The organism is Nitrosomonas sp. Is24 (assembly GCF_033063335.1).
In the GTDB taxonomy this organism is placed as follows: Bacteria; Pseudomonadota; Gammaproteobacteria; order Burkholderiales; family Nitrosomonadaceae; genus Nitrosomonas.
The window spans coordinates 945,890-961,112 of the sequence record NZ_JAWJZG010000001.1 but is presented as its reverse complement, the minus strand read 5'-3'; the positions used below and the strand labels follow the sequence as shown (position 1 = coordinate 961,112).

Here is a 15,223-nt window from a genome sequence, read left to right as displayed (position 1 = left end):
GTTTTTCACGTCATTGATCACGCTCCATTAACCATCCGGGAAAGTGCTATCATGAATTGGAACCCACTTAACACAATTGGAGATTGATAAGATCATGATTAACATTAACTCTGTCACATTCAACCGGCACATTTCAGCAACCCTATTCCTGCAATAAATACGCGAGAGAAAAATGAGAACAATGTTGATTACCGGCGCGAACCGAGGTATCGGACTGGAGTTTGTGCGGCAATATGCCGCAGATGGCTGGCGGGTAGTTGCTTGCTGCCGCAAACCGGCAGCCGCCGAAGCGCTCAATCGTCTCGCCGCGCAATACCCGGATCAAACCACCGTGCATGCGCTGGATGTCACCGATCACGCGCAGATTGATCAATTGGCACAAACATTATCCCAGCAGCCGATTGACCTGCTTATCAATAATGCCGGTGTTTATCCCCCCGCGTACGGTGATGCTTTGGGCGAAACCGACTATGCCGCCTGGCAGCACGCCTTCGCGGTCAACACCATGGCGCCGCTGAAAATAACCGAAGCCTTTATCCGGCAGATCGCGCGCAGCGAACTCAAAACCATTGTCACCATCACCAGCAAAATGGGCAGCATCGCCGACAACCGCGGTGGCGGAAGCTATATCTACCGCTCCAGTAAAGCGGGTGTCAACATCGTCATGAAAAGCCTGTCGATCGACTTGAATCCCCAAAAAATCATCGCCGTCCTGCTCCACCCCGGCTGGGTTAAAACCGATATGGGCGGCCCCGGCGCATTGATCACCGCCGAACAAAGCGTCGCCGGCATGCGCCGCGTGATCGCCAACCTTACACTGCAAGATTCCGGGAAGTTTTATGCGTTCGATGGTCAGATTGTGCCTTGGTAATCTGATCTTAAGTAACAGCACAAGAGAATGAAGAAGAAGTGCTTAGTGATTTTCTGATCGATAAGACCCCAAACTAGACACATTCGTGTATTGGAGCTGCCCCCTTTGAACGGACACATTATGATCTGTTTAAAGGGGGCAACTCCAACTCCAGTGAATTAGACTTCACGTCCGAGTAGTCCTTCAAGAACTCGTTTGTCGATATGCTTGTCAAGGTAGGCCGCACCAAATCCACCGTAGAGTTCCTTCTTCGTAACCTCCAGTTCCAATTCTTTGGCCGCTAGTATTTCTCGAGTAGAAGGACGTTCACACATAGCATCGTAAAACTTCTGCAATACTGGATCGTCTCGAAATAGATGCATTTCGGGTATTTCGAACAATTCAGAAAACATTTGGCTAAGCTCGAGTGTATAGAACAACTGAAAATCTGGCAGAAAAGGTTCTTTGCCAAGTAGGAACGGATCCATTTTCGAGCCATTAACTAGCCGGGATAGCCACAATTTGCTCAGTAATACAGAAAAAAGATTATAAATATGGGCTTCTTTATCAACCTTGAGTTTCCAAGCTTTTGGAAAATATCCGCTGATAACGAACCAGTTGAAGAATGGGCCTGCTATGGAGAAAGTGATGAAGTCATTCTTGGCATCGACCTGTGCGCAGAGCAAAGGATCATCAATAGGGTAAAACTTTTGCACTTCTGGGTAGATTTTCGCGAGATAACGACAAATAGCGTGACTTTCCCCAATATCAACACCATTGACATCCCTAAGACTGGGAATTTTTCCAAGAGGGTTTCTTTCTAAGTGTTCTGGCGTGAGCGTGCTCCCTTGAAACGGAGACACTCGTTCATAGCGATAAGGTAGACCAGATTCCGAGAGGACGTGCGCAACCTGGCTCATATAAGGTGAGAGCCAGAATCCGTACAGCGTGCGTTCGACATTTGATTGTGTGGACATGGAAAATTCCTTTTGCAATGCAGTTTATTGTTAAGTAGGTATCTTTGTTAGGGGCATGGTGCTGATGTTTGCCGCCGGTAGTAGTGCCAAGGGTATTTACTTCTTCCTGTAGGGTAATCTCTTACTGAAGCAAAGTAATTAGCAAGCGGTCAGAGTATAGGTCAGCAGACGGATGGTCGTGTAGTATGTTAAATTGGTACTCAGTGTTCTATTTTTGAAACTATGGGTGGGTTTCTATGCAAGACCTGAATGACCTCTACTATTATGTCCAGGCCGTGGATCATGGCGGTTTTGCTCCGGCAGGCCGAGTGTTGGGCATGCCGAAGTCGAAGCTCAGCCGCCGCATCGCCAAGCTGGAAGAGCGCTTGGGTGTGCGCCTGATCCAGCGCTCAACACGTCACTTTGCGGTTACCGAGGCCGGACAGAACTATTACCTGCATTGCAAGGCGATGCTGGTGGAAGCCGAAGCGGCTCAGGAAGCAATAGACACACTAAAAAATGAGCCCCGCGGTGTAATCCGGATGACATGCCCCATCCCGCTGGTGAATGCTTATGTGGGAGGAATGCTGGCCGATTTCATGGTGTGCTACCCGCATGTCATGGTGCAGATGGAAACGACTAACCGTCGTGTCGATCTGGTCAGCGAGTCACTGGATGTTGCCCTTCGCGTGCGCCACCCACCATTGCAGGACAGTGATCTGGTTATGCGCATCCTGGCTGATCGAAGCCAATGTCTGGTGGCCAGCCCCATCCTTGTCCAACAGCTCGGTTTTCCTGCAACACCTGCTGCTTTGAGCAACTGGCCGAGTCTAAGCCTAGGAGGGATCCTGCAACAAACGCATAACTGGGTGCTGCATGGACCCGATGGCACACAAGCAACAATTCATCACACGCCACGCTTCGTGACAACGGACATGATTGCGCTTAGAGATGCTGCTGTGGCCGGTGTTGGCGTAGTAGAGCTGCCAGTGATTGCGGTACGAGACCAGCTGACGGCTGGTTTATTGGTCAGGCTGGTACCCGACTGGGCGCCACGCCGGGTAATCATTCATGCGGTGTTTCCGTCCCGTCGCGGTCTTCTGCCTTCCGTGCGGGCGTTAATTGATTTTCTCGCACAACGTTTCGAGACGCTGCATGACGACTAGGCAAACTTAAGAGCGCTCCGGAACTTGCCCAACGAATCGATCTCAGCGCGCCGCATCCAAATAGTTGCAAAAATAGGACACTGAGTACCAATTTAACATACTACACGCCCATCTATCTGCTGACCTATACTCTGACCACTTACCTATTGCAGGCAATGTCGGAGGACAAATGTCAAGACGATCATCTTGTAACAATCGCATTACAACCATCAACGAATCACTTCAACCCTTATTAATTCATGGCTTGAAAGGTATCGAAAAAGAAAGTCTCCGAATTAATCAGGAGGGATCAATATCATTGTTACCTCATCCGAGTCAGCTTGGAGCCGCGTTGACTCATCCCAATATAACAACCGATTATTCTGAAGCGTTACTTGAGTTGATCACGCCAGCATTATCAGATGGAACGGAAATGCTGAGTTACTTGGCGGACTTGCATAAATATGTCTGCGCAAATATCAATGACGAATTATTGCTGGCGGCAAGTATGCCTGTCGGTGATTTGCGGGATCAAGCAATTCCCATTGCCGAATATGGTTCATCCAATGCCGGGAAGATGAAGCACATTTACCGGCAGGGTTTAAGCTATCGTTATGGCCGTTGCATGCAGGTTATCGCCGGAATCCATTTCAACTACTCGCTGCCCGAGCCATTTTGGCCCCAATACCAGCACTTCATGAAGCATACCGGCGATCTGCAATCGTTCACGACGCAGACATATATGAGAATGATCAGAAACTTGCAGCGTTATGGTTGGCTTATCTTGTATTCATTTGGTTCGTCCCCGGCGGTTGCCAGAAGCTTTATCGAAAGCCGTCAGTCGGCGCATTCCCGCACCTTGGAAAAGTTCGATGAAACCTCCTATTACAAACCTTACGCGACCTCTTTGAGGATGAGCGAAATCGGTTATCTGAATCCCGTTCAATCGGTGTTTCATATTTCCTTTAACAGCATTGATGACTATATACGCGACTTGCGCAGGGCAACAACGATGTCTCATCTCGGATACGAGAGGATCGGGGCAAAGGTGGGCGGCCAGTACCGGCAACTGAATACCCATTTCCTGCAAATCGAGAATGAGTATTACACTTCGGTGCGGCCGAAACAGCCGGCGCGACCGAATGAGAGGCCGCTTCAGGCACTGGGAAACCGGGGGATTCAATATATTGAAATACGCTCTGTGGATGTTGATATGTTTGAACCGGCGGGCATTTCGATCGAAACCACGCGCTTTCTTGAGGCATTGAGTCTTTTCTGTCTATTCCAGCCCAATGCGGGACATGACTTGAAGCAGCATGACGAGATCAACAATAACGCATTGGCGGTGGCCAATCGGGGCAGGGATCCGAAGCTGAAGCTGTTGGACAACGGTCATAAAGTCCCGCTCCGGCAGTGGGCGCTGACACTATGCGAGCAGATGCAAGAGATCTGTGAGATCCTGGATAATGGTAGTGCCAATACACCCTATACCCGCGCATTGCACCAGCAGATCGAAAAAATTCACCACCCAGAGTTGACGGCTTCAGCAAGGATGCTTTCAGCCATGCGCGCGCAAAAGATGTCAGTTACCGAGCTGGCATTACAAAAATCCCATGAATACACTCGTTATTTCCAGAAGTCCGCGCTAGATGCTGCAATAAAGAGGAATTTTGATCTCCAAGTCAAGACATCGCTGGCACAACAGAAACAGCTCGATGCAACGAATGAGATCCCTTTCGATAAATATCTGAGCAATTATTTCTCGCAAGACGTCTCAGCCAGCATCATCCATTCCCAGAACTCGCCTAAAAACTTGCCTGACTGGAAGATCGAAACTGCTGCGCAATGAATTCGTATACTTTATGCAAACAACTCAAGTACTTCCAAGGAATGGTCGTGCTAATGCCTACTCACCGCCGGTAACTGGATGACACTCTACTAAATGAAACTTGCCTTTATTCTCGACCAGCTGGATTCCATCAAAATTTATAAGGATTCGAGCTTTGCCATGATGCGTGAAGCGGGAACCCGCCATCATCAACTATTTACCCTGCAACAAGGCGGCTTGGCATGGAAAGGCGCGCAAACCGTGGGGTTTGCGCGCGAATTGGAGTTAACCGGCAAGGATGACGATGGACACCGCTGGTACTGGACAAAGGAGCCGGAGGAAATTCCGCTGCAGGAATTCGATGCTGTTTTGATGCGTAAGGATCCGCCATTTAACATGGAATATGTCTACACCACTTATCTGCTGGAATTGGCAGAAAGTCAGGGGGCACGTATCTTCAATAGTCCACGGGCGATACGAGATCATAATGAAAAACTTGCCATTGCCAAGTTTCCGCAATTTACCCCGCCTACCCTGGTGACCCGGCAGGAAGCTCTGATTCGCGATTTTCTGGACGAACACCGCGACATTGTGCTCAAGCCGCTCGACGGCATGGGGGGAGCCAGCGTATTTCGCATTCACGGGGCCGATCACAACATGAACGTAATCCTGGAAACCCTTACGCACTATGGCACACGCACAATCATGGCTCAGCGGTACATTCCTGAGATCACTCAAGGCGATAAACGCATCCTGCTGATCGCCGGAGAACCGGTGCCTTACTCGCTTGCACGCATTCCCAAGCCTGGCGAAACACGCGGCAATCTTAACGCAGGTGGGATAGGTGTTGCGCAGCAACTTACCCGGCGGGATCGCGAAATCGCTGAAGCGCTTGGTCCCGTCCTATACGATGCAGGATTGATGCTGGTGGGGCTGGATGTGATTGGTGATTATCTCACTGAGATAAATGTTACCAGTCCAACCTGCATGCAGGAGATTGCCGATCAGACTGGGTTCAACTCGGCGAAAATGCTGGTGAATGCGCTGGAAAGCCGTATCGCCGAGCGATACGCAACGGCCATTCCTTCGGTTGAAACGGAGTTTTCTTCATGACTACGGCAATCGAAGTCCGGCAGGTGCACAAGCATTTCGGTGCATTGCATGCCTTGAACAACATTGATCTCGAAATCAATACCGGCGAATTCTTTGCTTTGCTGGGTCCCAATGGAGCGGGAAAGACGACGCTGATCAATATCATCGCAGGCCTTACCCTGGCCAGCAGCGGCAGTGTCAGGGTAATGGGACATGATGTCATCGCCGGGTATCGTGAGGCACGTCGCATGCTAGGCGTTGTGCCGCAGGAGCTGGTATTTGATCCGTTCTTTACCGTTCGGGAAACGCTTATGTTTCAATCCGGCTATTTCGGCCTAAAGAAGAATAACAGCTGGTTAGACGAGATAATCCACCATCTCGACCTTTCCGATAAGGCCGATACCAACATGCGTTCGTTGTCCGGCGGCATGAAGCGGCGTGTTTTGGTAGCGCAGGCATTGGTTCACAAACCCCCGGTAATCATTTTGGATGAACCCACTGCAGGTGTGGACGTGGAATTGCGCCAGTCCCTGTGGCGTTTCATTAAGCAATTAAACCACAACGGTCATACCATTGTGCTCACTACGCATTATCTCGAAGAAGCAGAGGCTTTATGCAACCGCGTGGCAATGCTCAAAAATGGCAGTATCATCGTGCTCGATAACGTCAGAAATCTCATCAGCAACATCGCTGGATATCGGATACGACTCCAACTATCTCCTGACACTATTCCGGTAGCTTTACAGCCATTGACGATCAGTCATGACCAAGGCTACTACGTTCTGGCAATCGAGGAATACTTCCAGCTTGAGAATGTGATGGCCGTATTACGCGCGACCCAGACCCAAATCCTGGAACTACAGATATTGCAGCCAGATCTTGAGCAAGTGTTCGTAAAAATCATGCGTGGCGCAGAGAATCTCGAATTGGCATCGGTATGAATGGATTTCTTACACTACTCTATAAAGAGCTGCTGCGATTCTGGAAAGTCGGGTTCCAGACCTTATTTGCTCCCATACTGTCTACCTTGCTCTATCTGCTGATTTTTTCTCACGTATTGGAAGAACAAGCGCGGGTATCTCCAAGTGTGACCTATGCAGTTTTTCTGATTCCGGGACTGGTGATAATGGCTATGTTGCAGAACGCTTTCGCCAACTCCTCATCAAGCCTGATTCAATCGACGGTCTCGGGTAATCACATCTTCATGCTGTTATCGCCGCTTTCCTATCAGGAAATATTCACTGCCTATGTGCTGGCATCGGTCGTTCGTGGCCTGTTGATAGGACTGGGTATCTGCGTGGTGACGCTGGCGTTTTTTGAACTTCCCCTGTACTCGTTCGCATGGGTATTCGCATTTGCCTTGATGGGCACTGCGTTACTGGGCGCCTTAGGCATCATTGCGGGAATCTGGGCGGAAAAATTTGAGCACCTTGCTGCGTTGCAAAACTTTGCCATCCTGCCACTGACATTTTTGTCGGGCGTTTTCTATACGATTTCCTCGTTACCTGCATTTTGGCGGGGATTATCGTATCTGAATCCGTTTTTCTACATGGTGGATGGATTTCGCTACGGCTTCTTTCGCGCCTCGGATGTTTCACCATACCTCAGCCTTGGGATTCTGATGGTATGTTTCCTGGCAGTATCGTGGTGGACATTGCGAATGTTGAAAACAGGATACAAAATCCGAAAATGATCTTCTCGGCTACTTGGAGTTGTTCCATTTTGACGGACATTTTTTTCACTGAGCCGAGAGGACTTCGACCTGGGTGCGAAATTGCAGTTTATCCTGATTTGATATGGAAGTAGGTCCATGGGGATAAAATTTTTTTCATCAATGGTGTGCGTGTTTAAGAAACTGATCTGATAGCATAGCTAACTCAAGTAGCTGCTGAGTTCGGTATTAAAACCTCAAATTAGAACAAGAAAGTGATGATGTTATTGCGATTGCTCTGTCGCTCATCGCTCTATAATCCGCAAACCAAGAATTAATTGCCTATCTGTACATTTTGCGAGGAGAAAAGTATGCCGAGTATTACGGACGATTATCGTATTGATGCTGTACTGGCGGGCAGTGACATCCGCTGGGATGCGGGGCCGGGCGGAACCGTGGCGTTGACGTACAGCTTCATGTCGGCGTTACCGGTATATGCGAATCCGGCTCACGATGGCAACGGTTTCAGTGTGATGACCAGCGATCAGCAAACCGCCGTGCGGGAAATCCTGGCCTCGCTGTCGTCGCAATTCAACATCACATTCACCGAGGTGTCTGATTCCGCGTCATCGTACGGCCAGCTTCGTTTCGGCAATAATTCCCAGGCTGCCACAGCCGGTTATGCCTATTATCCGGAAAAATTTACCGGCGATACCGCGGGCGATCTATACATCAACAATGTAGCCGCGGTTTCGCAAACAACCCACGTGGTAAAGGGTACCAATGCCTATTCGACCTTGATTCACGAAATCGGGCATACGCTCGGATTGAAGCATCCCGGCGATTACAACGCGGCGGATCCGGGATCATCCAACCCCAATGACGGACCGTTTTTGACCGGCGTCGAGGATTCCGAATTATTCAGCATCATGTCGTACACCCAGCAAAGCCAAGGGCTCGAGCGGATCAATCTCGCACCGTATGATTATGCGGCGTTGGCCTATCTTTATAATGCCAAACCGGTTCATACCGGCGATGACACCTACACGTTCACGACAGACAGCGGCCATATCGTGCAAACCATCTACGATGACGGCGGCACCGACACGCTCGATGCATCCGGCTTGACGACAGCGGTCACGCTCAATCTCAACCCCGCCGCACCCGGCACGCTCAGCTCGGTCGGTCTTATCCCGGCAGGTCTTGCTGCGATTGATAATTTGTCACTCGGATTAAACTCGGTGATCGAAAATGCCATCGGCGGCTCAGGCAACGATAAGCTGACCGGAAATAGCGCCAATAATACGTTGATCGGGAATAACGGCAACGACACACTAATCGGGCGATTAGGCAGCGATAGTATGACCGGCGGTGAAGGTTCTGATATCTTCGGACTATCCAGTGTCGGTTTCTATACGTTTCAGGATTTCGTTCCGGGCGTGGATAAAGTAGCGTTCGATACCGGACTGGGGGTTGCAGACTATGCGCAACTATCACCGTATATCACCAGCATCGATGCACAGGGCGATGACATCGTGGTGCACTTTGTCAGCGACATTGCCAGCATCACGTTTGTCGGCGTGCTGCAGCAATCGACAGCGCTTTCAGTCAGCGATGTGGTGTTTCAGGCTTTGTAATTGAGTAAACACGCAACAGTTTGCGGATTACGTTCCCGGCAACCACCTTCGGGAACGTAATCAACTGGTTCAAAAATTTCTCAAATGCGTTAATTACTGCCCAATCGCATCAACCAGGAAAGTATCGCCGCAATTGGATTTACCTTGCAGCGGCGCATTCTCCAGCAGTTTTTCCAGATCGGCGCCCGGCTTCAGGTCAGCCGACAAATTCAACTGCACTTCGACCAGCATGCCTTGATTACAGGTCAGCTTAATGCGGTCTTTAACTGCGGGACCAAGCACCGCAACCACGCGGCCGAGAAAATCTTCCGTGCGAACCTGCTGACCGATCCGGCGATTCATGAAGTAAGCCGCCCCGGCATCGTTGAACTGACGCGTCAAATCGGCCGCCAGATCAAAATAGCCTCCCATGGACCAGTTCGCCTGGCAAGTGCCATGCTTGAACCATTCATGCCGTTCAAGACAGGAACCCGATGTCACACTGGGCATCACTTCGGCTAATGACGCGGTGGAATCGGCATCCAGTTGAACTGGTGGGTAATCGCAGAAATTGCTTTTCTGCCCTTTGACATCGCCGCAAAAACCGTACTGTATGCCGCAGCTTTTTTTGTTCGGCCATAAGCCGTGCAATGCAAAATGCCGGGCTTGATAAACCTTGGGATCGGTAATCTTACATTCCGCTTTGTCCGGCTTGGTTTCACAGAAAGCGGGCTGCCACGACAGCGCCAGCACATAACTATCCGCCTGACCGGCTGTGTTGCAGCTACCACCGGAATTTCCGCCATCTCCCGTTCCGCCGCCGGTAATCTGAGCTTGGCCGCATTCGGCGCTTACCCAGCGTTCTTTGGGGTCAGCATTGGGCAGAACCACCCGGTACCAGCTGGGCTGGCCGGGTTTAATCACTTCGATAATGTCGTACTGGCTGCCCGCAAGAATCTGCTTATTATCCGGATTAGTCGCTTTATTTTTTGATACATACGCCGGACAGGCCTGCTGCGCGGTAAAAACACCGGATACTTTATCCGCCCATACGGGATGAGCATGACCGATGGCCAGTGCAATTAGAAAAACTTGAAATACCATACTCTTTCTTAGCGTTATCATTCTTTCTCTCCTCTCTTTGCAAGCAAAAAATTAAACAACAGGAATAGTACTGGCTCAGTATTCAACATGGCTTTCCGGGGTCACTAGGGTTTTTGCCACAAAAACCGCCATTCTCTCAAGGTGCGGTCATTTACGGGGTAACCGGATGAAGGTTGCCCATTTCCAGCTCAATTCTCGCGTCCGCACCATGCACACACTGCAATGACAAATTTGATATCTTGTGAAAAAGTGAATAATTAACCATCCGTATTGGCTAAGCGCTCTCATCCATTACAATACGGTTGTCGTATGGAAGATCCGGTTGCTACTTTACTCATAAAAGCGTCAACCAGGCAACCCATTATCCGCTAACCTACTGAAGAAAAATAATGACCGCTAATATTCCTCTGCAACCGCAACGGCTACGTCATGCCTGCGACCCCGGTCAATTCACGTTTCAGACCACGGCGGACTTACCGGACTTAACGGAGATCATCGGCCAAGCACGCGCCATGGATGCGGTGCGTTTCGGTTCGGACATTCGCCGGGAAGGTTACAATCTTTTTGTCCTGGGCTCACCCGGGATGGGCCGGCACACCCTAGTGCAGCAGTTTCTCGACAGCAAAGCCAGCAAGGAAGCGGAACCGCCGGATTGGTGCTATCTCAATAACTTTACCCAGCCGCACAAACCGAAAGCGCTCAAATTGCCATCCGGCAAAGGGGAAGCATTGCGTGCGCATATGGCACGGCTGGTGGATTATTTGCGCAGCGCCATTCCCGTGCAGTTTGAAAGCGAGGAATACCGGAGCAGGATCAGTGCAATACAGCAAGAATACAATGAACGGCAGGAACGCGATATCGCGGAATTAGAAGCGGAAGCCGAAAAAAAAGAGATTATCCTGCTGCGTACGCCGGAAGGGTTTGCGCTGGCACCGAGCCGCAATCGCGAAGCCATTCCACCGGATGAATACGATAAGCTGCCTCAGGAAAGAAAAGATCAGATCGAGACCGATGTTGCGGAATTGCAAGCCCATCTGGAAAAAATTCTGGCCCGCTTGCCGCAACGCCGCCGCGAGCGCAGTGAACGTATCAAGCAGTTGAATCACGCTATCATGCTATCCAGCATTGCGCATATGCTCGACGAATTGCGCGAAATCTATGCCGGTTTACCCGACGTGCTGGATTTTTTCGATGCCGTACAACAAGACATGGTGCTGCATGTCGATGATTTCCGCAAACCGGATGAATCCGTCAACATTTCCGGCATGACCGTCGTCACCCATCAAACATTCAACAATTATCAGGTGAATGTGCTGAGCTCGAATCATCAGAAACCGGGAGCGCCCATCGTCTATGAAGATAATCCGACCTACAGCAACCTGGTAGGACGGGTGGAACATATTGCCCAGTTTGGCGCGCTGGTCACCCATTTCACCCTGATCAAACCCGGCGCATTGCATCAGGCCAACGGCGGCTACTTGCTGCTGGATATCCGCAAAGTGCTGATGCAGCCATTTGCCTGGGAAGGTTTGAAACGCGCACTGCAAGCCCGCAAGATTCATATCGAATCGCTCGGACAGATTTACAGCCTGGTCAGCACTGTCTCACTCGAACCGGAGCCGGTTCCGCTGGATGTCAAAGTGATCTTGTTCGGCGACCGGTTATTTTATTACCTGTTGCAACAATACGATCCGGAGTTCAGCGAGTTATTCAAAGTCGCCGCGGATTTCGAAGAGACCATCGGACGGACCGCCGAGAGTCACTTCCTGTACGCGCAATTGATCGGCACTGTAGCGCACAAGGAAGGATTGCTGCCTTACGACCGCTTCGCAGTTGCCCGCGTGATCGAATACAGCGCGCGCCAAGCGGGTGATGCGGAGAAACTGTCCATGCACATGCGCAGCATCGCGGATTTACTACGCGAATCCGATTACTGGGCGCGCGCAGCCAATCATGACACCGTGCTGGCCAGTGATGTGCAGCAGGCGATCGACGCGCAGATCCGCCGTCAGGATCGCATCAGAGACCGGCTATACGAAGCGATTCAGCGCGACATCCTGATGATCGGCACGCAAGGTGCGGTAACCGGGCAAGTCAACGGTCTTGCGGTTATCGAACTCGGCGGCTTCGCCTTTGCGCAACCCACCCGGATTACCGCAACCAGCCGCTTGGGCAAAGGGGATTTGATCAATATTGAGCGCGAGGTCAAGCTCTCCGGGGCCACTCACTCCAAAGGCGTGTTCATTCTTTCTTCTTTTCTGGCCGCGCGTTACGCCAAGAATCAACCGTTGGCGCTATCCGCCAGCCTGGCGTTTGAGCAGTCGTACGGCATGATCGATGGCGATAGCGCATCGCTGGCGGAATTATGCGCATTGCTTTCCAATCTGGCGGATGTGCCGATCAGCCAATCGCTGGCCGTGACCGGCTCGATCAATCAATTGGGTCAAGTTCAAGCTATTGGCGCAGTGAACGAAAAAATCGAAGGTTTCTTTGACATCTGCAACGCACGCGGATTAACCGGCACGCAAGGCGTATTGATTCCCGCAGCCAATGTCCAGCATCTGATGCTGCACCAGAATGTCGTCGATGCCGCAGCGGCAGGGCAATTTCACGTGTATGCGGTGGAAAATATCGATCAAGCCATTACGCTGCTGACCGGTTTACCGGCGGGAGAAGCGGATACCCATGGCGGATATCCCGAAGGAAGTATTAATTACCGGGTAGCGGCACGATTAACGGAGCTCAACAGCATCAGCCAGTCGTATCAAGGAAACAAACCGCACTAAAACGAGTCACTTTCATGATCGGTAAAGAATTCCGTGGCCGGCGCCGGTTTTCCTATGTAGTATCCTTGCGCGTAATCAATATCCATTTTTTCGATGAGCGACAGTATCTCGGCGCTTTCGACAAATTCCGCCGTGATTTTCTTACCGAAACCGCGAGCCACACTGCACAGCGCATTAACCAGGATCAAATCGTCGCTGCTTTCGGATAAATTGCGGATAAACGAGCCGTCAATCTTGACGACATCGACCGGCAATTCGCGTAAATAGTAAAACGAAGAAAAACCAACTCCGAAATCATCCAACACAAAACCGCAGCCCAACTCCTTGATTTCTATCATCAACCCGCGCGCGCCGGGTAAGTCTTCCAGCGCCGCCGTCTCGGTGATTTCAAACATAACACAGGCCGGATCCATGTCCTGCGAAGTCAATTCTTCCTTCAGGATCGGTAATAATTCCGGGTCATTGAAGGCGTGCGCGGACAGGTTGATTGAGAAGCTCACCTTGAATCCGGCTTGGTAAATTTTGGCCACTTGCGCGATGGCTTTGCGCAGCACCATATGATCGATGGCGTGAATCAATCCGGTATGTTCCGCCGCCGGAATAAATTCGCCGGGTGACAGCACCGAACCGTCTTTATCCTGCATCCGCAGCAACACCTCATAATGCGAAATCTCTTTGGTTTTCACCTGCATGATCGGTTGCAAATACAACATGAAATTGTCATGCAAATGCGAATATTCGATTTTCTCTTTCCAGTACACCAAAGTATGAATACGCTCACGGCTGCGATCCTTATCGGAAAACAGATACCAGGCATTCCGCCCCATCGCCTTGGCCTGATACATCGCCAAATCAGCGGCAGCCAGCAAGTCATGAATATTGGCGCCATGTTCCGGAAACAGCGCAATGCCGATACTGGCTGAAATCTTGTGTGTGCGGTTGTTGATGGTCAATTGCGCATGGCCCAGTTGATCCAGAACCTTTTTAGCTACTTCGATCGCACCGTTGGCATTGATTTCCGGCAGAATAATCGCAAATTCATCACCGCCCAAGCGGCCGGTGATATCGTCCGCGCGGATGGTCTGAGCCAGCATGCTGGCCACCATTTTCAGCAGCGTATCACCCGCCTGATGGCCACTGGTATCGTTGATATATTTGAAACGATCCAGATCGAAAAACAACAATGCGCCGGGGTGGCGGTAACGCTCCGCCCGGCTCAATACTTGTTCCAATTCTTCGCTGAAACGCCGCCGATTGAACAAATTGGTTAATGGATCGTGATCCGCCAGCCAGGCTAAGTGCCCTTCAACCCGTTTATACTCGGTGACATCCAGCCCGACCGACAAAATAGACGGGTCATTCTCGGATTGCCGGCCGAGATGCGAATGCAACCAAGCCACATGCCGTGTCGTTCCATCCTTACAATGGGTTATCGCCTCGTGCCGCAACTGCATTCTTTTTCCGCTGTGAATTTCTTTAAAGCGCGTCAGCAAATCTTGCGACTCATACTCCGGAATCAGAATGTTCAGGAAAGATTTACCCTGCAATTCACTTTCGGTATAACGCATCAGCATTTCGCCATACGCATTGAGCGACATAACCAGGCCTTCGGCATTCTGTGTCAGCACGATAGCCTGGGCCGTATCCAGCAGGTTCTCGACAAAATCCCTTTCTCTGCCGAGCTCATTTTTCTGCTCAATGAGCATTCTTGTCCGCGTGGATACTTCCTGCTCCAGTTTTTCCAGTTGCAATGACAAGGAAACAGCCGCTTCCGAAAGTGTGTCGACCTCATCCCTAAAACGCTGCGCCCGGTCCGTCGAGGCCACCGATAAGCGGAATCTCTCAAACTGTCCGTTAGCCAGAAGCGGCAGGACAAACACGACATCTTTCAGCTTCGCCAGCAACCGGGTAAAAATCAGAAACAGCAATATTTCCGCGCAAATGAGCCCCAGTAAACCGATCAGCGCAATCTTCCAGATCGAATCATGAATATTCTTCACCGCAGCGGTCACATCGGTCATTACGATCAGATGCGCTTTATCGGGTTCGTACGAATCAAGCGGAAATAATTTTATTTGCAAATACTGATCGTTCCAGCGGATCTGAGCGCCGTTCTGTAATACCGGCATCTCCGGGTATATCCGGGCGATCTTTTTCAGCACCTCAAGATTTTTTTCTTTGTCGGTCAGCGCCGA

Annotated in this window: 11 protein-coding genes; 8 read left to right on the top strand and 3 right to left on the bottom strand. The window is 50.6% G+C overall.

All coding sequences use genetic code 11. The features are described from left to right. The first annotated feature begins 172 nt into the window (after nucleotides 1-172). Nucleotides 173-871 carry an SDR family oxidoreductase gene (locus R2103_RS04195; protein ID WP_317530269.1) on the top strand — a complete coding sequence of 233 codons (699 nt, stop codon included), beginning with the start codon at nucleotides 173-175 and terminating at the stop codon, nucleotides 869-871. 158 nt (nucleotides 872-1,029) lie between these two features. Here the strand turns inward: R2103_RS04195 and R2103_RS04190 are convergent, their stop codons facing one another. After that, nucleotides 1,030-1,827, bottom strand: coding sequence for a glutathione S-transferase family protein (locus tag R2103_RS04190; RefSeq protein ID WP_317530268.1), 798 nt, complete (start codon nucleotides 1,825-1,827; stop codon nucleotides 1,030-1,032). 236 nt (nucleotides 1,828-2,063) lie between these two features. Between R2103_RS04190 and R2103_RS04185 the strand changes: the two genes are divergently transcribed. The 6 genes from R2103_RS04185 to R2103_RS04160 all read left to right on the top strand — a co-directional run bounded on the left by R2103_RS04185 (nucleotide 2,064) and on the right by R2103_RS04160 (nucleotide 9,159). Then, nucleotides 2,064-2,972, top strand: coding sequence for a LysR family transcriptional regulator (locus tag R2103_RS04185; RefSeq protein WP_317530267.1), 909 nt, complete (start codon nucleotides 2,064-2,066; stop codon nucleotides 2,970-2,972). A gap of 169 nt (nucleotides 2,973-3,141) precedes the next feature. Continuing rightward, nucleotides 3,142-4,800, top strand: coding sequence for a glutamate--cysteine ligase (gene gshA / locus R2103_RS04180; RefSeq protein WP_317530266.1), 1,659 nt, complete (start codon nucleotides 3,142-3,144; stop codon nucleotides 4,798-4,800). A 93-nt stretch (nucleotides 4,801-4,893) separates the two neighbouring features. Continuing rightward, nucleotides 4,894-5,892, top strand: coding sequence for a glutathione synthase (gene gshB / locus R2103_RS04175; RefSeq protein WP_317530265.1), 999 nt, complete (start codon nucleotides 4,894-4,896; stop codon nucleotides 5,890-5,892). Beyond that, a complete protein-coding gene (locus tag R2103_RS04170) occupies nucleotides 5,889-6,812 on the top strand; it encodes an ABC transporter ATP-binding protein (protein WP_317530264.1) in 924 nt (307 codons plus the stop codon). Before gshB ends, R2103_RS04170 begins: the two co-directional genes overlap by 4 nt. Further along, nucleotides 6,809-7,564 carry an ABC transporter permease gene (locus R2103_RS04165; RefSeq protein WP_317530263.1) on the top strand — a complete coding sequence of 252 codons (756 nt, stop codon included), beginning with the start codon at nucleotides 6,809-6,811 and terminating at the stop codon, nucleotides 7,562-7,564. Before R2103_RS04170 ends, R2103_RS04165 begins: the two co-directional genes overlap by 4 nt. A gap of 329 nt (nucleotides 7,565-7,893) precedes the next feature. Then, nucleotides 7,894-9,159, top strand: coding sequence for a M10 family metallopeptidase C-terminal domain-containing protein (locus R2103_RS04160; protein WP_317530262.1), 1,266 nt, complete (start codon nucleotides 7,894-7,896; stop codon nucleotides 9,157-9,159). A 93-nt stretch (nucleotides 9,160-9,252) separates the two neighbouring features. On the opposite strand, the gene R2103_RS04155 is transcribed toward R2103_RS04160, so the two are convergent. After that, nucleotides 9,253-10,263, bottom strand: a complete 1,011-nt coding sequence (locus tag R2103_RS04155) for a ribonuclease T2 family protein (protein WP_317530261.1) — start codon at nucleotides 10,261-10,263, stop codon at nucleotides 9,253-9,255. Between the two features lie 368 nt (nucleotides 10,264-10,631). Between R2103_RS04155 and R2103_RS04150 the strand changes: the two genes are divergently transcribed. Next, on the top strand, nucleotides 10,632-13,028 hold the full coding sequence (locus tag R2103_RS04150) for a Lon protease family protein (protein ID WP_317530260.1): 2,397 nt from the start codon (nucleotides 10,632-10,634) through the stop codon (nucleotides 13,026-13,028). On the opposite strand, the gene R2103_RS04145 is transcribed toward R2103_RS04150, so the two are convergent. Further along, nucleotides 13,025-15,157 (bottom strand): putative bifunctional diguanylate cyclase/phosphodiesterase, encoded by a 2,133-nt coding sequence (locus R2103_RS04145; RefSeq protein WP_317530259.1) that lies wholly within the window; start codon nucleotides 15,155-15,157, stop codon nucleotides 13,025-13,027. The two genes, R2103_RS04150 and R2103_RS04145, sit on opposite strands and share 4 nt — an antisense overlap. Nucleotides 15,158-15,223 lie beyond the last annotated feature (66 nt).

Bases quoted from the DNA above. Each gene is read 5' to 3' on its own strand.
- R2103_RS04195 (WP_317530269.1), top strand. From the start codon at position 173: ATGAGAACAATGTTGATTACCGGCGCGAACCGAGGTATCGGACTGGAG.
- R2103_RS04160 (WP_317530262.1), top strand. From the start codon at position 7,894: ATGCCGAGTATTACGGACGATTATCGTATTGATGCTGTACTGGCGGGC.
- R2103_RS04150 (WP_317530260.1), top strand. From the start codon at position 10,632: ATGACCGCTAATATTCCTCTGCAACCGCAACGGCTACGTCATGCCTGC.
- gshA (WP_317530266.1), top strand. From the start codon at position 3,142: ATGTCAAGACGATCATCTTGTAACAATCGCATTACAACCATCAACGAA.
- R2103_RS04185 (WP_317530267.1), top strand. From the start codon at position 2,064: ATGCAAGACCTGAATGACCTCTACTATTATGTCCAGGCCGTGGATCAT.
- R2103_RS04170 (WP_317530264.1), top strand. From the start codon at position 5,889: ATGACTACGGCAATCGAAGTCCGGCAGGTGCACAAGCATTTCGGTGCA.
- R2103_RS04165 (WP_317530263.1), top strand. From the start codon at position 6,809: ATGAATGGATTTCTTACACTACTCTATAAAGAGCTGCTGCGATTCTGG.
- R2103_RS04155 (WP_317530261.1), bottom strand. From the start codon at position 10,263: ATGATAACGCTAAGAAAGAGTATGGTATTTCAAGTTTTTCTAATTGCA.
- gshB (WP_317530265.1), top strand. From the start codon at position 4,894: ATGAAACTTGCCTTTATTCTCGACCAGCTGGATTCCATCAAAATTTAT.
- R2103_RS04190 (WP_317530268.1), bottom strand. From the start codon at position 1,827: ATGTCCACACAATCAAATGTCGAACGCACGCTGTACGGATTCTGGCTC.
- R2103_RS04145 (WP_317530259.1), bottom strand. From the start codon at position 15,157: ATGCCGGTATTACAGAACGGCGCTCAGATCCGCTGGAACGATCAGTAT.